This is a genomic window from Mycobacterium ahvazicum (assembly GCF_900176255.2).
GTDB classification, from domain to species: Bacteria; Actinomycetota; Actinomycetes; order Mycobacteriales; family Mycobacteriaceae; genus Mycobacterium; species Mycobacterium ahvazicum.
The window spans coordinates 694281-713561 of record NZ_FXEG02000003.1 but is presented as its reverse complement, the minus strand read 5'-3'; the positions used below and the strand labels follow the sequence as shown (position 1 = coordinate 713561).

Annotated in this window: 19 protein-coding genes and 1 pseudogene; 13 read left to right on the top strand and 7 right to left on the bottom strand. The window is 66.8% G+C overall.

All coding sequences use genetic code 11. From position 1 onward, the window contains the following. Positions 1 to 6 precede the first annotated feature (6 nt). On the top strand, positions 7 to 519 hold the full coding sequence (locus MAAFP003_RS15990; RefSeq protein ID WP_096288434.1) for a DUF4126 domain-containing protein: 513 nt from the start codon (positions 7 to 9) through the stop codon (positions 517 to 519). Further along, positions 516 to 1886, top strand: coding sequence for an FAD-containing oxidoreductase (locus MAAFP003_RS15985; protein WP_096288432.1), 1371 nt, complete (start codon positions 516 to 518; stop codon positions 1884 to 1886). The genes MAAFP003_RS15990 and MAAFP003_RS15985 overlap by 4 nt, the downstream gene beginning before the upstream one ends. A gap of 6 nt (positions 1887 to 1892) precedes the next feature. Here the strand turns inward: MAAFP003_RS15985 and MAAFP003_RS15980 are convergent, their stop codons facing one another. Continuing rightward, entirely contained in the window at positions 1893 to 2783 is an 891-nt protein-coding gene (locus MAAFP003_RS15980) for a RecB family exonuclease (protein ID WP_096288430.1), read from the bottom strand. 73 nt (positions 2784 to 2856) lie between these two features. On the opposite strand from MAAFP003_RS15980, the gene trmI reads away from it, so the two are divergent. After that, a complete protein-coding gene (trmI, locus tag MAAFP003_RS15975; RefSeq protein WP_096291196.1) occupies positions 2857 to 3699 on the top strand; it encodes a tRNA (adenine(58)-N(1))-methyltransferase TrmI in 843 nt (280 codons plus the stop codon). Positions 3700 to 3735: 36 nt separating this feature from the next. Here the strand turns inward: trmI and MAAFP003_RS15970 are convergent, their stop codons facing one another. Together MAAFP003_RS15970 and lppK are read right to left on the bottom strand one after the other, a co-directional pair. Next, positions 3736 to 4044, bottom strand: a complete 309-nt coding sequence (locus tag MAAFP003_RS15970) for a DUF503 domain-containing protein (RefSeq protein WP_096288428.1) — start codon at positions 4042 to 4044, stop codon at positions 3736 to 3738. Further along, a pseudogene (gene lppK / locus MAAFP003_RS15965) lies at positions 4044 to 4614 on the bottom strand (lipoprotein LppK). The gene MAAFP003_RS15970 and the pseudogene lppK overlap by 1 nt, the downstream one beginning before the upstream one ends. A 322-nt stretch (positions 4615 to 4936) precedes the next feature. On the opposite strand from lppK, the gene arc reads away from it, so the two are divergent. After that, entirely contained in the window at positions 4937 to 6766 is a 1830-nt protein-coding gene (gene arc / locus MAAFP003_RS15960; RefSeq protein WP_096288426.1) for a proteasome ATPase, read from the top strand. A gap of 20 nt (positions 6767 to 6786) precedes the next feature. On the opposite strand, the gene MAAFP003_RS15955 is transcribed toward arc, so the two are convergent. The 4 genes from MAAFP003_RS15955 to MAAFP003_RS15940 all read right to left on the bottom strand — a co-directional run bounded on the left by MAAFP003_RS15955 (position 6787) and on the right by MAAFP003_RS15940 (position 10667). After that, positions 6787 to 7392 (bottom strand): hypothetical protein, encoded by a 606-nt coding sequence (locus MAAFP003_RS15955; RefSeq protein ID WP_096288424.1) that lies wholly within the window; start codon positions 7390 to 7392, stop codon positions 6787 to 6789. Positions 7393 to 7396: 4 nt separating this feature from the next. Then, positions 7397 to 8578 carry a hypothetical protein gene (locus tag MAAFP003_RS15950; RefSeq protein WP_096288422.1) on the bottom strand — a complete coding sequence of 394 codons (1182 nt, stop codon included), beginning with the start codon at positions 8576 to 8578 and terminating at the stop codon, positions 7397 to 7399. An 86-nt stretch (positions 8579 to 8664) separates the two neighbouring features. Further along, positions 8665 to 9843: an NAD(P)/FAD-dependent oxidoreductase gene (locus tag MAAFP003_RS15945; RefSeq protein WP_096288420.1), complete on the bottom strand. Its 1179-nt coding sequence runs from the start codon at positions 9841 to 9843 to the stop codon at positions 8665 to 8667. Positions 9844 to 10049: 206 nt separating this feature from the next. Continuing rightward, entirely contained in the window at positions 10050 to 10667 is a 618-nt protein-coding gene (locus tag MAAFP003_RS15940) for a mycothiol-dependent nitroreductase Rv2466c family protein (RefSeq protein ID WP_096291195.1), read from the bottom strand. A gap of 397 nt (positions 10668 to 11064) precedes the next feature. Here MAAFP003_RS15940 and dop point away from each other — a divergent pair, with 397 nt between their 5' ends. The 9 genes from dop to tatC all read left to right on the top strand — a co-directional run bounded on the left by dop (position 11065) and on the right by tatC (position 19273). Then, a complete protein-coding gene (gene dop / locus MAAFP003_RS15935) occupies positions 11065 to 12573 on the top strand; it encodes a pup deamidase/depupylase (RefSeq protein WP_096288418.1) in 1509 nt (502 codons plus the stop codon). 102 nt (positions 12574 to 12675) lie between these two features. Next, positions 12676 to 12870, top strand: a complete 195-nt coding sequence (locus MAAFP003_RS15930) for a ubiquitin-like protein Pup (protein WP_085220395.1) — start codon at positions 12676 to 12678, stop codon at positions 12868 to 12870. Continuing rightward, positions 12867 to 13745: a proteasome subunit beta gene (gene prcB / locus MAAFP003_RS15925; protein ID WP_096288416.1), complete on the top strand. Its 879-nt coding sequence runs from the start codon at positions 12867 to 12869 to the stop codon at positions 13743 to 13745. Before MAAFP003_RS15930 ends, prcB begins: the two co-directional genes overlap by 4 nt. Next, complete coding sequence (gene prcA, locus MAAFP003_RS15920) at positions 13742 to 14497, top strand: proteasome subunit alpha (protein ID WP_096288414.1); 756 nt, start codon at positions 13742 to 13744, stop codon at positions 14495 to 14497. The genes prcB and prcA overlap by 4 nt, the downstream gene beginning before the upstream one ends. Before the next feature lie 54 nt (positions 14498 to 14551). Continuing rightward, on the top strand, positions 14552 to 15910 hold the full coding sequence (pafA, locus tag MAAFP003_RS15915) for a Pup--protein ligase (protein ID WP_096288412.1): 1359 nt from the start codon (positions 14552 to 14554) through the stop codon (positions 15908 to 15910). A gap of 52 nt (positions 15911 to 15962) precedes the next feature. Beyond that, positions 15963 to 16958 (top strand): helix-turn-helix transcriptional regulator, encoded by a 996-nt coding sequence (locus tag MAAFP003_RS15910; RefSeq protein ID WP_096288410.1) that lies wholly within the window; start codon positions 15963 to 15965, stop codon positions 16956 to 16958. After that, positions 16955 to 17926 (top strand): helix-turn-helix transcriptional regulator, encoded by a 972-nt coding sequence (locus MAAFP003_RS15905; protein WP_096288408.1) that lies wholly within the window; start codon positions 16955 to 16957, stop codon positions 17924 to 17926. Before MAAFP003_RS15910 ends, MAAFP003_RS15905 begins: the two co-directional genes overlap by 4 nt. 72 nt (positions 17927 to 17998) lie before the next feature. Continuing rightward, entirely contained in the window at positions 17999 to 18262 is a 264-nt protein-coding gene (tatA, locus tag MAAFP003_RS15900) for a Sec-independent protein translocase subunit TatA (RefSeq protein WP_096288406.1), read from the top strand. Positions 18263 to 18304: 42 nt separating this feature from the next. Next, positions 18305 to 19273 carry a twin-arginine translocase subunit TatC gene (gene tatC, locus MAAFP003_RS15895; protein WP_423790902.1) on the top strand — a complete coding sequence of 323 codons (969 nt, stop codon included), beginning with the start codon at positions 18305 to 18307 and terminating at the stop codon, positions 19271 to 19273. The last annotated feature ends 8 nt before the right edge of the window (positions 19274 to 19281 follow it).

Sequence of the window (19281 nt, the reverse complement as noted above, 5' to 3'; positions counted from 1 at the left end):
GTCGCCGTGACGCATGTCCTTGTTCTGTTGCTGGCTTTGCTGATTGGCGTTGTCGCGGGGTTGCGCTCCCTGACGGCGCCCGCGGTGGTCGCGTGGGCCGCGTACCTCGGCTGGATCGACTTGCACGGCACCTGGGCATCGTGGCTGGGCAACATCATCACCGTCGTCATCTTCAGCGTTCTGGCCGTCGGCGAATTGGTGAACGACAAGCTGCCCAAGACGCCGCCGCGGACGGCGCCACCAGTCTTCGCGGCCCGGCTGCTGATGGGCGGGCTCGCGGGCGCGGCGCTGGGCGCGTGGCCGCACTGGACGTTCACCGCCCTCGGGGCCGGCATCATCGGCGCGGTGCTGGGCACCCTCGGTGGCTATCAGGCGCGCAAGCGGCTGGTGGCGGTCAGCGGTGGGCGGGACCTGCCGATCGCGCTGCTCGAGGATGCGGTCGCGATCCTGGGCGGGTTCGCCGTCGCGGCACTGACGGGTCACGTACTGGCCGAATACCTGATCTCGGCCGTTAAGTGAGCGAGCATTTCGATGCGATCATCGTCGGCGCCGGCCAAGCGGGACCCCCGCTTGCGGGTCGGCTGACCGCCGCGGGGCAGCGCGTCGCGATCGTCGAGCGCAAGCTGATCGGTGGCACTTGCGTCAACAACGGATGCATCCCGACCAAAACACTGGTCGCCAGCGCGCACGCCGCCCATCTGGCCCGCCGCGGCGGCGAATACGGTGTGGCGACCGGGTGGATCAGCGTGGACATGGTGAAAGTCAAGGACCGCAAAGAGGGCATCGTGCTCGCCGACCGCAAGGGTGTCGAGGACTGGCTCGAGGGCATGGACGGCTGCACCGTTGTTCGCGGCCATGCCCGTTTCATCGACCCGCACACCCTGCGCGTCGACGACCGGGAGCTGCACGCCGACCGGATCTTCCTCAACGTCGGTGGCCGCGCCGTCGTGCCCGACGTCCCAGGCCTGGCCGATGTCGACTACCTCACCAACGTGTCCATCCTCGAACTCGACACGCTGCCAACGCATCTCGTTATCGTCGGCGGTAGTTACATCGCTCTGGAGTTCGCCCAGATGTACCGTCGCTTCGGCGCTGCGGTCACCGTGGTGGAGCGGGGTCCGCGGTTGGCCTCCCGCGAAGACGAGGACGTCTCGGCCACCATCAAGGAAATTCTGGAATCCGAAGGCATCGCGATCATCCTGGGTGCCGACGATGTGCGGATCGCCAAGACAGACAACGGATTCGAACTCACCCCACGCGCCGGTGCCGACCCCATTGTGGGAAGCCACCTGCTGATGGCGGTGGGCCGCCGGCCCAACACCGACGATCTGGGACTCGAGGCTGCCGGTGTGCAGACCGACGCGCGAGGCTACGTCGTCGTCGACGACGCGCTCAAGACCAACGTTGATCACATCTGGGCGATGGGCGACTGCAACGGCAAGGGCGCCTTCACTCACACCTCGTACAACGACTACGAGATCGTGGCCGCCAATCTGCTCGACGACGATCCACGCCGGGTCAGCGACCGCATCACCACCTACGCGCTCTACATCGATCCACCGCTGGGCCGCGCCGGGATGACGGTCGGCGAGGTCCGCGCGTCGGGCCGCAAGGCGCTGATCGGTACGCGGCCGATGACCAGAGTCGGCCGAGCAGTGGAAAAGGGTGAGACGCAAGGCTTTATGCAGGTGGTCGTCGACGCGGAAACCGACCAGATCCTCGGTGCGGCCATCCTCGGGGTCGGCGGTGACGAGGCCATCCACGCCATTCTGGATGTCATGTCGGCCAAGGTGCCCTACACCACGTTGTCGCGCACGATGCACATTCATCCGACCGTCAGCGAGCTCATTCCCACCATGCTGCAGGAGATGACACCGCTCGACTAGCGGCGTCTAGGCCGCCGGTTCGCTCGAACACGAAATGGCTTGCGCCCGAACGTCGTCCGGCCAGCCGGGGTAGGGCGGCGGGGTGCCGCCGAAAACCGGGCAGAATTCCTGGTGCGGACACCAGTCGCACAACCGCGACTTGCTGGGGCGGAAATCGCCTGTCGCACCGGCAGATTGGATGGCACGCCAGATCGCCATCAAGGTCTTCTCGAAGCGCTCCAGCTCGTCGAGCTCGGGCGAGTAGTCCAGCACCTGGCCGTCAGCGAGGTAGATCAGGCGCAGTCGGGTCGGCGGCACCCCGCGGGTGCGCAGCAGCGCCACCGCATAGAACTTCATCTGAAACATCGCCTTGAACTCGGCCAGTGCCCGCGCCTCCGGCGGCGCCTTGCCGGTCTTGTAGTCGACCACCCGCAGCTCGCCGGTGGCCGCGACGTCGATGCGGTCGATGAAGCCACGCAGCAGCGTGCCGTCGGCGAGTTCCACCTCCACCCGCTGCTCGCAGCACTGCGGGTCGAATCGGGTCGGGTCTTCCAGCCGGTAATAGCCGGACAGCAGCGCGCGAGCATCCTCGAGTACCTGGGCGCGCTGCACGGCGTCCAGCTCGCCGAACCGGCCGGGTTCGGCGGCGATCACCTGCTCCCACGCGGGCTCCAGCAGCGAGATCGCCGTCTGGGGATCGCGCGATGCCGCGGGCAGACCGTAGAGCTGCTCGAGCGCGGCGTGCACGACCGACCCGCGGATCTGCGCGGTCGACGGCGGCTCGGGCAGGCGGTCGATCGCCCGGAACCGGTACAACAACGGGCACTGCTTGAAGTCGGCCGCACGCGACGGCGACAGTGCCGGCCGCGAAGCCGGTCTGGAAGCCGCCCGCGCCTGGTCTTCTGGCTGGTCGGTCATATTCGCAGCCTAGGACGCCGTGCCGACAACCCCGAGCATCGCCAACGGCGAGTCGGCTGGCACGCTGAACGGCGTGTCCAACACCGGTCCATTCGTCGTCGGCGAGCGTGTTCAGCTCACCGACGCCAAGGGCCGTCACTACACGGTGGAGCTGACCGAGGGTGCGGAGTTCCACACTCACCGCGGTGCGATCCCGCACGACACGATCATCGGGCTGCAGCAGGGCAGCGTGGTCAAATCCAGCAACGGCAACCCGTACCTGGTGCTGCGCCCGCTACTGGTCGACTACATCATGTCCATGCCGCGCGGGCCGCAGGTCATCTATCCCAAGGACGCCGCGCAGATCGTGCACGAGGGCGACATCTTTCCGGGAGCCCGCGTCCTGGAGGCCGGAGCCGGCTCCGGCGCGCTGACCTGTTCGCTGTTGCGCGCGGTGGGTCCCGAGGGGCGGGTGGTGTCCTACGAAGTGCGTGCGGATCACGCCGAACATGCGCGGCGCAACGTGGACGTCTTTTTCGGCGGGGCGCCGGGCAACTGGGAGCTGATCATCGGCGACGTCGTCGACTCCGGGCTGCCCGACGGCTCCTTCGACCGGGCGGTGCTGGACATGCTGTCGCCGTGGGAGGTGCTGGAAGCGGTATCGCGGCTCGTCGTCGCAGGCGGGGTGCTGCTGATCTACGTGGCCACGGTCACCCAGCTGTCGAAGGTGGTGGAGGCGCTGCGGGCCCGGCAGTGCTGGACCGAACCACGCGCCTGGGAGACGATGCAGCGCGGCTGGCATGTCGTCGGCCTGGCCGTCCGGCCACAGCACACCATGCGCGGCCACACCGCCTTCCTGGTGGCGTCGCGACGGCTCGCGCCGGGCACAGTGGCCCCGATGCCGTTGGGCCGCAAGCGGGCGGGCCGGGACGGCTAGGGCCAGCTAGTCCCAGCTAGGCCCGGCTAGTCCCAGCTAGTCTTGGTCCTCGCTGCGCACCAGCGAGCGTCGCACCGACAGCAGCTCGAACTCGGGATGCGCGGCGACCAGACGTTCGGCCGCATCCAGGACGTCGACGGCATGCGCCCGGTCACCGGACACCAGGGCCACCCCGATGCCCGCTCGCCGATACAGCTCCTGCGAACCGGTCTCGGCGGCCGACACGCTGAACTTGCGGCGCAACTCGGCGACGACGGGACGGATCATTGAGCGCTTCTCCTTGAGCGATCGCACCCCAAGCTCCGGGCCCAGCAGCACGTCGAATTCCAGCCAGGCGATCCACATCAGCCGGGTGCGGGTTGGGCGGGCGCGGACTCGGCAGGAGGCGCGGGCGTCGGCGGTGAAGCGGGTGCCCGCCAACAGCATTTCCGCCGTCTTCCGGGAAAGCTGCCAGCCGCCCGTCAACGGAGCGAACTCCATCGGAAAGGTGAACGCGCCGTTGGGCCCCTTGGCGGTGTTGACGCCGACCGTGGCCACCACGTTGGCCGGATTCTTGTCCGACCATGCGATGTTGTTCGCCACGAACGTCATCGGGAGGTAGCCGTTGTCGCGCAGCGCGTTGACGAACTTGTCCAGCGTGGCCGCGCTTTCCGGCGTCGCGCCTTCGACGAGGTTCACCTTGTTCATCCCGGGGACATTCGGATCGACAAGCCGGTTCAGCACCTCGACCAGAGCTTCGGGCACGGGCAGCGGCGCGGTCGGTGGAGCCGCGACGATCAGCGGACTCGACGTCGGCACCGGCACCGCCAGACTCGTCGACGGCAGCACCTTGGGTTCGCTGTGCGAGCATGCCGCGACCCCGAACGCCGCCACGGCGGTGGCGGCGCTCAGCGCTAGCGACAGGTGTCGGTGCATCCGTTGACCGCCCGGGCTATTCGGCGCCGTCTGATTCGAGGCCTGATTCTTGGAGGGCGGTGGTTGCCGCGATCTGGCCAACTGGTGCAATGGAAGTCACAGTTGGAAACATTGCGTTGACGACCGCGACCACGGCAGGGCCTGTGGTGAGGGGTTTTGCGGTCAAGGGGTGTCCTTTCGGTGGTCCCAAATCGACGCCGAGGTTACCAGCGGGAGTAAAGACGCGACTTTTGATGGCTTTTGAGTTCACGCATGAACGGCCAATCGCCGGTAGCGTTGTAAGGATCCACCGCATCAATTCGGGGCGGGAAAGGAGCGCAACATGGGTGAGTCAGAGCGTTCTGAAGCATTCGGGATCAATCATGAAACCGGCATGTCCAGCAGCGATGCTGCCGAGCTGGAACAGCTGCGCCGCGAAGCCGCGGTGCTGCGTGAGCAACTTGAGCAAGCCGCCGAATCGCCGGCCGGCACGCGCTCCGCACGCGATGTGCATCAACTCGAAGCGCGGATCGACTCGCTTGCGGCCCGCAATTCCAAATTAATGGAAACTCTTAAAGAGGCCCGGCAACAACTGCTGGCGCTGCGGGAAGAAGTCGACCGGCTCGGGCAGCCGCCGAGTGGTTACGGCGTTTTGCTTGCGTCGCATGAGGACGAAACCGTCGACGTGTTCACCTCGGGTCGCAAGATGCGACTGACCTGCTCGCCCAACATCGACGTGCCGGCGCTGCGCAAGGGACAGACGGTTCGGCTCAACGAAGCCCTGACCGTCGTCGAGGCCGGGACGTACGAATCCGTGGGTGAGATCTCGACTCTGCGTGAGGTGCTCAACGACGGACACCGCGCACTGGTCGTGGGCCACGCCGACGAGGAACGGATCGTCTGGCTGGCCGAGCCGCTGGTGGCCGAGGACTTGCCCGACGGGGTTCCCGACGCACTCAACGATGACACCAGGCCGCGCAAGTTGCGGCCTGGCGATTCTCTGCTGGTCGACACCAAAGCCGGCTACGCGTTCGAGCGCATTCCCAAGGCCGAGGTCGAGGACCTGGTGCTCGAAGAGGTGCCCGACGTCAGCTACCAGGACATCGGCGGTCTGACCCGGCAGATCGAGCAGATCCGCGACGCGGTGGAGCTGCCGTTCCTGCACAAGGAGCTGTACCGGGAGTACGCGCTGCGTCCGCCCAAGGGTGTGTTGCTCTACGGTCCGCCCGGTTGCGGTAAGACGCTGATCGCCAAGGCGGTCGCCAATTCGCTGGCCAAGAAGATGGCCGAGGTGCGCGGCGACGACGCCCGCGAGGCGAAGTCGTACTTCCTCAACATCAAGGGTCCCGAGCTGCTGAACAAGTTCGTCGGCGAGACCGAGCGGCACATCCGGCTGATCTTCCAGCGGGCCCGCGAGAAGGCGTCGGAGGGTACGCCGGTGATCGTGTTCTTCGACGAGATGGACTCGATCTTCCGTACCCGCGGTACCGGGGTGTCGTCGGACGTCGAGACCACGGTGGTCCCGCAGCTGCTGAGCGAGATCGACGGTGTCGAGGGTCTGGAGAACGTCATCGTGATCGGCGCCTCCAACCGCGAGGACATGATCGACCCCGCGATCCTGCGGCCCGGACGTCTCGATGTGAAGATCAAGATCGAGCGGCCCGATGCCGAAGCGGCACAAGACATCTTCTCGAAGTATCTGGTCGAGACGCTGCCCGTGCACGCCGACGATCTCGCCGAGTTCGACGGCGACCGGTCGGCCTGCGTCCACGCGATGATCGAGAAGGTCGTCGAGCGGATGTACGCCGAGATCGACGACAACCGGTTCCTGGAGGTCACCTACGCCAACGGTGACAAGGAAGTCATGTACTTCAAGGACTTCAACTCCGGGGCCATGATTCAGAACGTCGTCGACCGGGCGAAGAAGAACGCGATCAAGTCGGTGCTGGAGACCGGTCAGCCCGGTCTGCGGATACAGCACCTGCTGGACTCCATCGTCGACGAGTTCGCCGAGAACGAGGACCTGCCCAACACCACCAACCCCGACGACTGGGCGCGGATCTCAGGCAAGAAGGGCGAGCGGATCGTGTACATCCGCACCCTGGTCACCGGCAAGTCGTCGAGCGCGTCGCGCGCCATCGACACCGAGTCGAACCTCGGCCAGTACCTCTAGGGATCCAATCCCTAAGCGGCTCAGTCGAATTCGAACGAGTAGGTGTTCGTCAGGTCGTCCTGCGTCACACGCGCGGGACGACCTGTCGTGTCGACCCGCAGCGTCTCGGTGAGCACCCGCGGCTGATAGCTCCACCCTTCGGGCAGTGTCAGTCGCTCGGCCAGCCCGGCCAGATCGGCGCGCGACAGGTTGGGGTCGGCGACCTGGCTCCAGGTCTGCATGACCCAGCGCTTGCCGTCGGGATCGATCAGCTCGTAGATCTCTTCGCCGGCGTTGAAGACGAAGACCGTATTGCGACTCACTTCGTTGACGGTGTAGGGCGCGGGGTTCATCGACGACAGCTCCACGGTGGCCTGCTTGATCATCTCGATGCCGCCGAACGTCATCCGCTCTTGCGGACCATCGGCCTGCTTTTCGATCGCGTTCATCAGCCAGTAGCGCGGGCCGTTGAGCAAGGCCGCGGCGGCGCCGTGTTCGGCCGCGATGGCCGCCGCGTCGAGCTTGGACCACAACTCGGCCGGACAGTCGTTGAGCGGAAAGCTGTTGTAAACGGTGGCTTGTGGGCCGGATTCACCCACCTCGACGAGAAGTACTTCGCCATAACGTTTCCCGGACAGGTCGGTCACTTGCTTACTCGCTTTCTCTCGTTGTGTCGGATTCGTCGGCGACGTTGCCCAGGTAGCGGTTGCGCGCGGCCAGGGCGGTGTGCAGGTCGTCGACCAGTGGATCGAGGAACATCGCTCGGTACTCGGCATCGTCGACCGCGCGGGCCGCGATGTACATGAACGTCAGCGCGCCGAGGAACAGGCACATGTGGATCAGCGAATCCGGTACGGGCAGCGTCCATCCCAGCACCGTCGCGGTGCTCACCGAGGTGTGCGTCCATTCGTTGAGCAGCGACGGCGTCAGGACGATCAGGCCGAGAATGAGATACATGGTGGCGCCGACGAGCGCGACCACCAGGATCTCGACCAGCTGCGAGGTCGCCAGCAGGAACACCACGTTGAGGCGTTCCGCTTTCTTCAGCGCCGAGCCGGGCGACGGGTCGGCCATCGCGGCGAACGGAGTTTCGGCGAGGGCCTCGTTGCCCTCGGGTAGTGACGCCGTCGACCTGAGCAGCGGCCTGACCCGCTCGACGGTTTTGGAGACGACGAATGCCCCCGCGATGCCGAGCAGAAAGGCGATCGCCAGTGAGAGCCGTTCGCCGTTGATGGTGGCCGCCATCAGCCAGACGTAAGTGTTGAAGAACACCAACGCGGTCAGCAGCACGATCGGCAGGGCCCGTACCGCGAGCGTGCCGACCGTCGCGAGGTGTTCGACCGTCATCCGCACCGCCCACGCGAGCACCGACCCGACACCGGAACCGGTCAGCACCAACACCAGCGCCAGAATCACCGCGTCGCGCGTCAGCCGGACGGGGCCGCTTTCGACGACTCCACAGAAAATGACGAACGCCAGCGCCAGCGATGCGACCGCCGCGCGGGTGCGCCCGCTCGATATGCGCGACACCAGCCAGCCGAACAGGGCGGCCAGCGGCAGGGCGGCCGCGAGCAAGGCCAGGATCACCCACTGCCGCGTCGTGGGTGTCCCGTCGATGAAGACCTCATTGCCGTCGCTGGCGAAGAAGCAACCCAGCAGGCAGGCTTCGATGGTCGCCCATGCGGTCAGCATCGGTGACGACCGCGGCCAGAGCCGTCGCCATCGGCCCCGCGTCGTGAGCACCGACGGCAAACCGCGCTCCAAGAACCACTTTTCAGCCGCGGCCGTCGCCGCCTTCTGGCTGTTCGGCGTGCGGCGCGCAGTTATGTCCACACCGGCACACCCTAATGGCGCAGACGCCTGATGCGCTGGCGGTTCTCAAGTGCCAAGCGTCAGTGCTAGGGCTACTCGTGTTCGGGTCACCGTGTTGGGGCGGTGCCGTGTTCCCACACCGCTCGCCACTCGCGCTCCTCATCTTGCTTTTCGTGGTGCAACGCCGCCGATGGTGGGCTTAGGTGGATGGCGGGGTGGGGCAGCGTAAAGAAATCGCCTTTGCCTTGAGCTGACGTGCCGCGCCCGGTATCGATGTAGCAATACCCCTGCCCCGATAGGGGAGCGCCGGTGGCCGTCTTGCCCAGATAGTGCAGCACGTTGGCGGCCGCGCTAGTCGCGCCGTTTTTCGCGAATATCGCCGCTTTCGGTAGCGGGCGGTCTGACGGCGAGATGACTGCCGCGGTGTCGCCGATCGCAAAAATGCCCGGGTACCGAGTTTGCATCGTGGCCGGATCGACGCTGATCCAACCCGGGCCGTCCAGTGTCAATGCGGGTTCGTGCGGGGGCACGAAGACGAGCAGATCGAAACTTGTCGCGGCGCCGTTGCGAAAGTGGATCTGGCGGCGATCGGCGTCGATGCGAGCTACGGCGTGCTCGCCGAAGAATTCAATGGCTTGCTCGCGCAGTAGGGCGACGAGTTCAGGTCCGGCGTGCGGACCCGCCGAGGGCATCGGGTGCTTTTCTGGGGTGTAGACCGAGATTTCGGTGGCGTCGCGCGATCCATTGTCGCGGAGGAGATCGGCGGCGAGCAGTGCTCCTTCGTAGGGAGCGACCGGGCAGCGGTATGGCTGTGACGTCACCAGCACCACCAGCCGTCCGCCGGTGAAGGCGCGCAGCGCCTGGTGCGCTTTCGCCGCTGCGTCGGAACTGTAGAAGTGCACAGCAGTGCCGTTGTCCATAGCGCTGCGCAGGCCGGCGATATTGTCGATTGCGTTGCGCGCGCCGGTGGCGATCACCAACGCATCAAATGCGATGTCGGTGCCGTCCGCGAGGCTGACGGTGCGCGACGCGGGATCGATGCTGCGGACCGTGCCCTCGACGCGACGGACTCCGGCCAGTGCGCTGGCGCTGGGCGTGACCGCCACGCTTGCCTGGTCACGCCAGCCGCGCATGACCCACGGCAAGGTGAAGCCCAGGAAGTGCGAAAAGTCCTCATCAACCACCGTGATGTCGAGATCGTCGAGTGAGACCGCCGATTCGGCGAGTTCCTTGAGGACGCTGAGACCGCCGATTCCCGCACCGAGGATGACCAGCTGCTTCGTCATAATTTTGCCTTTCCATTAGGTCTTTGCTGAAGGGGCGTGCGTACGGGCACGAGTGGCGCCGTCATCCGGGTGACCGTCACACCAGTGACCCGCCGGGACCTGGCGTTTGACCGCTTCGATGTGCGCCCCGCACCCGGCCCAGGTTGTCTTTCCGCAAGCGGGGCAACGCACCGCGTAACACATGGACGTTGTCCTGTCTCGGGTTGCTAAGCGTGGGCTCGAGGACGATGGAGCTGGCTGAACTGCGGTGTGAGCACCAGGGACTTGACCGCGTCGAACACGGCCAGCGTCCGATCTGCCGTGGGGACGGAGGTGAAGACCGGCCCGAAAGCCGTGTGGCCGTCGATGGTGATCAGTGGGCTGCCGCCCGTTTCTCCCAGTGCGTCTTGGCTCGCTTGATGACACCGTGAGACCACGGCGTCCAGCTCGGTGTCGCAGACCGCTGCGGCCGTGGTACGCCGCGCCCCGACCGCCCGTAGAACGTGTTCGACAATTTCGTCGCCCAGAGCCCGAGATCGATCGAAGTATTCTTCGCCGAAGGCGAAATACGCCGTGGCTATCGCGTCTTGGCCGAGCTCCTCGCGCAGAGCCGCCATCAGCCGCCCGACCCGTTGCGGGTCGGTCATGCGGGCCCGCTGCGGCGGCGGCAGCTCGCGTCCGTCGTTGAGAAGCGCCAGATTCATCAGTTGCCAGTCAATCGCGAAACCGGCCTCGTCGGCGGCCGCTTTCAACCAGCGTGCGGTGTTCCACGAGAAAGGACACACCGGGTCCAGCCACAAAGTTACCGCGGTTTGCCCGCGATCGATGGTCCCCGCGTCAGTCATTAGCTGCTGCAACACAAATCGGGCCCTTCGCGCTGGCTGGTCCAGAAATCGCAGTACCGCCATCGCATTGCGGTCGATCTTCATATAGGTACGTATCCGTAAATACCATACCCCCTACCGTATAGATCGCCGACCGGATCGGCAACGTCGTCCTTCGCCGGGCGGGAAAACCAAGCCGTCATCGTGGCGAAACGAACTAATTTGCAGAGCTTTTCGTGTTGGTCAGGCGGAGAACGTGGTCGGCCGTCTCGCGTGCCAGCGTCGGGCGCCTCCCGGCGTCGCCCGCATGCCCCGTGGCGGGCGAAGTGGGGTGCGGCCGCCGTTGCCTCGTGCGGGGATCCACGATCGGCAGCTCCCCAGCGCGGGTCGTTCTCGTCGGCGGGCCTACGCTTAACGCATGCAACGGATTATCGGGACGGAGGTCGAGTACGGCATTTCGTCGCCGACCGACCCGACCGCCAACCCGATCCTTACTTCGACTCAGGCGGTGTTGGCCTACGCGGCCGCCGCCGGCATTCAGCGCGCCAAGCGCACCCGCTGGGACTACGAAGTGGAGTCGCCGCTGCGTGACGCCCGCGGTTTCGACCTGAGCCGCTCGGCCGGCCCGCCACCGGTGGTCGACGCCGACGAGGTCGGCGCGGCCAACATGATCCTGACCAACGGCGCGCGGCTCTACGTCGACCACGCGCACCCCGAGTACTCCGCGCCCGAGTGCACCGACCCACTGGACGCGGTCATCTGGGACAAGGCCGGTGAGCGCGTGATGGAGGCCGCCGCGCGGCACGTCGCCAGCGTGCCCGGAGCGGCCAAGCTGCAGCTCTACAAGAACAACGTCGACGGCAAGGGCGCCTCGTACGGATCGCACGAGAACTACCTGATGAGCCGGCAAACGCCGTTCTCGGCCATCATCGCCGGTCTAACGCCGTTTTTGGTGTCCCGGCAGGTGTTCACCGGCTCCGGGCGGGTCGGCATCGGCCCCTCAGGGGACGAGCCCGGCTTCCAGCTGTCCCAGCGCTCCGACTACATCGAGGTCGAGGTCGGGCTGGAGACCACGCTGAAGCGCGGCATCATCAACACCCGCGACGAGCCGCACGCCGACGCCGACCGGTATCGCCGGCTGCACGTGATCATCGGCGACGCCAACCTCGCCGAGACGTCGACTTACCTCAAGCTGGGCACCACGGCGCTGGCCCTGGACCTGATCGAAGAGGGTCCGATGCACGGCATCGACCTGAGTGATCTGGCGCTGGCCCGGCCGGTGCACGCGGTGCACGCGATCAGTCGCGACCCCTCGCTGCGCGTCGCGGTGGCCATGGCCGACGGCCGGGAGCTGACCGCGCTTGCGCTGCAACGGATCTACCTCGACCGGGTGGCCAAACTGGTCGACGGTCGCGACCCCGACCCGCGGGCAGCACACGTCGTCGAGACCTGGGCGCACGTGCTGGACCTGCTCGAGCGCGACCCGATGGAGTGCGCGGAGCTGCTGGACTGGCCGGCCAAGCTGCGACTGCTCGAGGGGTTCCGGCAGCGCGAGAACCTGAGCTGGTCGGCGCCGCGGCTGCACCTGGTGGACCTGCAATATTCCGACGTCCGGCTGGACAAAGGCCTGTACAACCGGCTGGTCGCGCGCGGCTCGATGAAGCGTCTGGTCAGCGAACACCAGGTGCTCGAGGCGGTGGACAACCCGCCGACCGACACCCGCGCCTACTTCCGCGGCGAATGCCTGCGCCGATTCGGCGCCGACATCGCCGCGGCCAGTTGGGACTCGGTGATTTTCGATCTCGGTGGCGATTCGCTGGTGCGCATCCCGACGCTGGAGCCGCTACGGGGCAGCAAAGCGCACGTCGGAGCCCTGCTGGACTCCGTGGACAGCGCCGTCGAACTGGTGGAACAACTGACGAGCTGAGGTCTGTTAACCAAAGAACGTCGGCTTTGACCGGTAGGGTAGAGAGACCAGCGGGCGGCTTAAGCGGCCAGTAAGCAAGCCCAGACATAGCAGGAGGCGGCGATGGCGCAGGAGCAAACCAAACGTGGCGGTGGCGGCGGCGACGAAGATGACGTCGTTGGCACCACGGCTGCGGGCCAAGAGCGTCGCGAGAAACTGACCGAGGAAACCGACGATCTGCTCGACGAGATTGACGACGTCCTGGAGGAAAACGCCGAGGACTTCGTCCGCGCGTATGTCCAAAAGGGCGGACAGTGACCTGGCCTTTCCCCGATCGCCTGTCCACTAACTCGGCTCAACCCGGATTATCTGCTGTAAATACGTCGTCCTTCGCGGACCTGTTGCGCCGTCAGGCGCCCGAGTTGCTTCCGGCCGTCCTGGGCGGTGGCTCCGGCCGATCCGGTGGTGACGCCGGGCTGCCGCACGGCACCACGATCGTCGCCCTGAAATACCCCGGCGGTGTCCTGATCGCCGGTGACCGGCGCTCCACCCAGGGCAACATGATCGCGGGCCGGGACGTCAAGAAGGTCTACATCACGGACGATTACACCGCGACCGGCATCGCCGGCACCGCCGCGATCGCCGTCGAATTCGCCCGCCTGTACGCGGTGGAGCTGGAGCACTACGAAAAGCTGGAAGGCGTCCCGCTGACGTTCGCCGGCAAGGTCAACCGGCTCGCGATCATGGTGCGCGGCAACCTGGCCGCCGCGATGCAGGGGCTGGTCGCGCTGCCGCTGCTGGCGGGATACGACATCCACGCGGCCGACCCGGAAAGCGCTGGGCGCATAGTCTCGTTCGACGCCGCGGGCGGCTGGAACATCGAGGAAGAGGGCTACCAGTCGGTGGGGTCGGGGTCGATCTTCGCCAAGTCGTCGATCAAGAAGCTCTATGCCCAAGTCACCGACGTCGACTCCGCGCTGCGGGTAGCCGTGGAGTCGCTGTACGACGCCGCCGACGACGATTCCGCCACCGGCGGACCGGATCTGGTGCGCGGCATCTTCCCGACGGCGGTCACCATCGGCGCCGAAGGGGCTGCCGACGTGCCCGAGAGCCGGATCGCCGAATTGGCCCGCGATGTCATCGAAAGCCGTTCGCGCGCAGACACTTTCGGCCCGGATGGCGGTGAGAAGTGAGCTTCCCGTATTTCATCTCGCCTGAGCAGGCGATGCGTGAGCGCAGCGAGCTCGCGCGCAAGGGCATCGCCCGGGGCCGCAGCGTGGTGGCGCTGGCCTACGCCGGCGGTGTGCTGTTCGTCGCGGAGAACCCGTCGCGGTCCCTGCAGAAGATCAGTGAGCTCTACGACCGGGTGGGTTTCGCGGCCGCCGGCAAGTTCAACGAGTTCGACAACCTGCGGCGCGGCGGCATCCAGTTCGCCGACACCCGCGGCTACGCCTACGATCGCCGCGACGTCACCGGCCGGCAGCTGGCCAACGTCTACGCGCAGACGCTCGGCACCATCTTCACCGAGCAAGCCAAGCCGTATGAGGTCGAGTTGTGCGTGGCCGAGGTCGCGCACTACGGCGAGACCAAAGCGCCTGAGATGTACCGGATCACCTACGACGGGTCCATCGCCGACGAGCCACACTTCGTGGTGATGGGCGGCACCACCGAGCCGATCACCACCGCGCTCAAGGAGTCGTACGCCGAAAACGCCGACCTGCGCGGTGCTTTGGGGATTGCCGTCGACGCGCTGCGCGCCGGGAGCTCCAACGGCAGTGACGAACACAGTCTGGACGTAGCCAACCTCGAGGTCGCCATCCTGGACGCCAACCGGCCGCGGCGCGCGTTCCGGCGCATCGGCGGGGCCACCCTGGAGAACTTGCTGCAGGAGTCGAAGGACGCGAAATCCGAGGGCGATGCCCCGGATTCAGACGGCGAATCTTAGCCCCTGGGCGCGGCTGCTGACCGTCGCGCTCAGACAACCAGTACCCTCGATAATGTGCAGCGACGAATCATGGGCATCGAGACCGAGTTCGGTGTCACCTGCACGTTCCACGGCCATCGCCGCCTGTCCCCGGACGAGGTAGCCCGCTACCTTTTCCGCCGGGTGGTGTCATGGGGTCGCAGCTCCAACGTGTTCTTGCGTAACGGCGCGCGGCTGTATCTCGATGTGGGCAGCCACCCCGAGTACGCCACCGCCGAGTGCGACAGCCTGGTGCAGCTGGTCACCCACGACCGGGCCGGGGAATGGGTGCTGGAAGACCTACTCGTAGACGCCGAGCAGCGGCTCGCCGACGAAGGCATCGGCGGCGACATTTACCTGTTCAAGAACAACACCGACTCCGCGGGCAACTCCTACGGGTGCCACGAGAATTACCTGATCGTGCGGGCCGGTGAGTTCTCCCGGATCTCCGACGTGCTGCTGCCCTTCCTGGTCACCCGCCAACTGATCTGCGGGGCCGGCAAGGTGTTGCAGACCCCCAAGGCCGCGACATTCTGCCTGTCGCAGCGCGCCGAGCACATCTGGGAAGGCGTTTCGTCGGCCACCACCCGCAGCCGCCCGATCATCAACACCCGGGACGAGCCGCACGCCGACGCCGAAAAGTACCGGCGGCTGCACGTCATCGTCGGCGACTCCAACATGTGCGAGACCACCACCATGCTCAAGGTGGGCACCGCCGCGCTGGTGCTGGAGATGATCGAAGCCGGTGTGCCGTTCCGCGACTTCTCGCTGGACAATCCGATCCGCGCCATCCGCGAGGTCAGCCACGACATCACCGGCCGCCGTCCCGTCCGGCTGGCCGGCGGGCGTCAGGCCAGCGCGCTGGACATCCAGCGGGAGTACTACACCCGCGCGGTCGAGCACCTGCAGACCCGCGAGCCCAACGCGCAGATCGAGCAGGTCGTCGACCTGTGGGGACGCCAGCTCGACGCCGTCGAGAGCCAGGACTTCGCCAAGGTCGACACCGAGATCGACTGGGTGATCAAGCGCAAGCTGTTCCAGCGCTACCAGGACCGCTACAACATGGAGCTGGCCGACCCCAAGATCGCCCAGCTGGACCTGGCCTACCACGACATCAAGCGTGGTCGCGGTGTGTTCGATCTGCTGCAGCGCAAGGGCCTCGCGGCGCGCGTCACCACCGACGAGGACATCGCCGAGGCGGTCGACAACCCGCCCCAGACCACCCGGGCGCGGCTGCGCGGCGAATTCATCAGCGCCGCACAGGCGGCCGGCCGCGACTTCACCGTCGACTGGGTGCACCTCAAGCTCAACGACCAGGCCCAGCGCACCGTGCTGTGCAAGGACCCGTTCCGGGCCGTCGACGAGCGGGTGAAGCGGCTCATCGCCAGCATGTGACCCACCGCGAGTCGGTGCGCGCGGCGGGTGCGGGCCATCTAACCTGGAGCAAATGGCGACCTCGAAAGTCGAACGGCTGGTCAATCTCGTCATCGCCCTGCTGTCCACTCGCGGCTACATCACCGCGGAAAAGATCCGGTCCAGCGTGGCCGGCTATTCGGACAGCCCGAGCCTCGAGGCGTTTTCCCGGATGTTCGAGCGCGACAAGAACGAATTGCGCGACCTGGGCATCCCGCTCGAGGTCGGCCGGGTGTCGGCGCTGGACCCCAGCGAGGGGTACCGCATCAACCGCGACGCTTACGCGCTGCCGCCGGTCGAACTGACCGCCGACGAGGCGGCCGCCGTCGCCGTCGCCACCCAGCTCTGGGAGTCACCCGAACTGATCACCGCGACGCAGGGCGCGCTGCTCAAGCTGCGCGCCGCCGGTGTCGACGTCGACCCCGAGGCGCCGGTGGCCATCGCCTCCCCGGAGGGTGTGCCGGGTCTGCGTGGTTCCGAAGATGTGCTCGGAATCCTGTTGTCCGCCATCGATTCCCGGCAGGCCGTGCGGTTTCCGCACCGCCCGTCGCGCGCCGAGCCCTACACGATGCGCACCGTCGAGCCGTGGGGGGTGGTCACCGAGAAGGGCCGCTGGTATCTCGTCGGTCACGACCGTGACCGCGACGCCACCCGCACCTTCCGGCTGTCCCGCATCGGCGTCGACGTCGAGCCGATCGGCCCAGCCGGCGCCGTCACCGTCCCCGACGGCGTCGACCTGCGCAAGATCGTCGCGCAGACCGTCACCGACGTGTCGGGGGCACCCACCGGCGCGCAGGCCCTGGTGTGGGTCGCCGACGGGCGGGCCACCGCGTTGCGGCGCGCGGGAACCTCCACGGGTGCGCGGCAGCTGAGCGGGCGCGACGGCGAGGTGATCGAGCTCGAGATCAGCTCGAGCGACCGGCTGGCCCGCGAAATCGCCGGCTACGGGGTCGACGCCGTCGTGCTGGAGCCGCAAACCCTGCGCGACGACGTGCTGGCCCGGTTGCGCGCCCAGGCGGGGGTCCAGTGACTCCCGTGTCGACCCGCCTGGTGCGGCTGCTCAACATGGTGCCGTATTTCCAGGCCAACCCGCGGATCACCCGCGCCGAGGCAGCCGCCAAGCTGGGGGTGTCGGCCAAGCAGCTGGAGGAGGACCTCAACCAGCTGTGGATGTGCGGTCTTCCCGGCTACTTCCCGGGTGATCTCATCGACTTCGAGTTCTCCGGAGACACCATCGAGGTCACGTTCTCGGCGGGCATCGACCGCCCGCTCAAGCTCACTTCGCCGGAGGCCACCGGTCTGCTGGTCGCGCTGCGGGCGCTGGCCGACATTCCGGGCGTGGTCGATCCGGAGGCGGCCCGCAGCGCGATCGCCAAGATCGCCGCCGCGGCCGGCGCCGTCGGGCAGGACGCGACGGGTACGGTCACGGCGATCGACGAGCCGGCACCCATCGAGAGCCGGGCCGCGGCCGTGGTCCGCACCGCCGTGCAGTACAAACACGCGCTGGCCATCGACTACTACTCGGCCTCGCACGACACCCTGACCAGCCGGATCGTCGACCCGATCCGGGTGCTGCTGATCGGCGGACACAGCTATCTGGAGGCGTGGTCACGCGAAGCCGAGGGCGTGCGGCTGTTCCGCTTCGACCGGATCGTCGAGGCGACCGAGCTGGGGGAGCCGGCCGCCCCACCCCGGCCGGCGCTGCAGGCGCCGCCGGACACCTCGCTGTTCGACGGGGATCCCTCGCTGCCGTCGGCCAAGCTGCGGGTGTCTCCGGCCGCGTCGTGGATGTTCGAGTACTACCCGATGCGCGACGTGCACGAGCTGCCGGACGGGTCGTGCGAGGCGGTCATGACGTATGCCTCCGAGGACTGGATGACACGCCTGGTGCTGGGCTTCGGGCCGGACGTGCGAGTGGTTGAACCGCAGTCGCTTGCCCAGCGTGTACGGGATGCCGCGGCGGCCGCCTTGGAGTCCTATCAGGCTGTGACGTCCTGACCGCACGGCGCGGGCACACCGGCAGTCGGCCGTGCTGCGGTAGCATCGGGTGGACGTCTGGAGGTAATCAAAGTGGGCAGTCTTAGTCCGTGGCACTGGGCGATCCTCGCGGTCGTCATCATCCTGCTGTTCGGCGCCAAGAAACTCCCGGACGCAGCGCGTTCGCTGGGCAAGTCGATGCGCATCTTCAAGTCCGAAATGCGGGAAATGCAGACGGAGAGCAAGTCCGACGCGCCTTCCATCGAAACCCCTGCGGCGGCTCCGCAGCCCGTGCAGTCGCAACGGGTCGACCCGTCGGCCTCCGAGCAGGGCCACACCGAAGCGCGCCCCGCTTAGGGGGTATCGGCCGCGGTGCCTGAGCGCCACTGACCGAGCGTCGTGAAAGCATTCAAGACTTCAGCGCGCACTGCTGCGTTTCTGAAGCATCTCAATCCGCGCAACAGGCGCAGTCGGACCAATCCCGACGCGACGATGTCGCTGGTCGACCATCTGACCGAGCTGCGCACCCGGCTGCTGATCTCGCTGGCTGCGATCCTGGTCACCACAATTTTCGGCTTCATCTGGTACAGCCATTCGGTGTTTGGGCTGGAAAGCCTGGGCGAGTGGCTACGCCATCCCTATTGCTCGCTGCCGCAGTCGGCGCGCGCGGACATCAGCGCCGACGGGCAGTGCCGGTTGCTGGCGACGGCGCCGTTCGACCAATTCATGCTGCGGCTCAAGGTCGGGATGACGGCCGGGATCGTGTTGGCATGCCCGGTGTGGTTCTACGAGCTGTGGGCGTTCATCACGCCTGGGCTGTATCAGAAGGAACGCCGCTTCGCGATCGGGTTCGTGATCCCCGCCGCGCTGCTGTTCGTCGGCGGTGCGATCCTGGCCTACTTCGTGCTGTCTCAGGCGCTGGGCTTCCTGCTGACCGTCGGCAGCGACGTGCAGGTGACCGCGCTGTCCGGCGATCGCTATTTCGGCTTCCTGATCAACCTGCTGCTGGTGTTCGGATTCAGCTTCGAATTCCCGCTGCTGATCGTCATGCTCAACATGGTCGGTGTGCTGCCCTACGAGAAGCTCAAGGCGTGGCGGCGCGGCCTGATCTTCGCGATGTTCGTGTTCGCGGCGGTGTTCACCCCCGGCTCCGACCCGTTTTCGATGACCGCGCTGGGCGTCGCGCTGTCCGTACTCCAAGAGCTGGCCATCCAGATCGCCCGCGTCCACGACAAGCGAAAAGCCAAGCGCGAAGCGCAAACCGCGATCCCCGACGACCAGGCGTCGGTCATCGAGCCGGCCGGACCCCTATCCGAGCCGCAGCCCGAGCCGTCGTTGCACGCCGGGCAACATGATGACGTCACGTAGATGACTGC